Raw genomic sequence first — 436 nt, forward strand, 5'->3', positions numbered from 1 at the left:
CGAACCTCGGAGGCAGTGCCCTCACGGCAAGCTTTGATGGGCTGTCTGTTGATCATATTGAGTATCTCGATCTTGAAGGAGTACAGGCGCTCGCCAGCACCAATACCGTTGCCACATTATTGCCCGGCGCTTTTTATTTTCTGCGAGAGACACAGCGTCCTCCCATTCAGCTGCTCCGAGATAATCGCATTCCCATGGCAATCGCTACGGATTTTAACCCCGGAACCTCACCGTTCGCTGACTTGACGATGATGATGAACATGGGCTGCACTTTATTTGGCCTCACACCAGAAGAAGCACTCCGAGGGGTGACCTGTCATGCCGCCCAAGCCATCGGGCATGGAACAACTCGAGGACAACTGCAATTTGGCTTCGACGCCGATTTAGCCATATGGAACATCGCTCATCCCGCCGATCTCAGCTACCAAGTCGGCGT

At 53.7% G+C, this 436-nt stretch carries 1 protein-coding gene; it reads left to right on the forward strand.

All coding sequences use genetic code 11. The features are described from left to right. The coding region (locus ACP45E_RS02300) for an amidohydrolase family protein (RefSeq protein WP_141707189.1) at window positions 1-436 on the forward strand (436 nt) is incomplete at both ends.

The sequence above is a fragment of the Vibrio genomosp. F10 str. 9ZD137 genome (genome assembly GCF_049974785.1).
GTDB lineage: Bacteria > Pseudomonadota > Gammaproteobacteria > Enterobacterales > Vibrionaceae > Vibrio.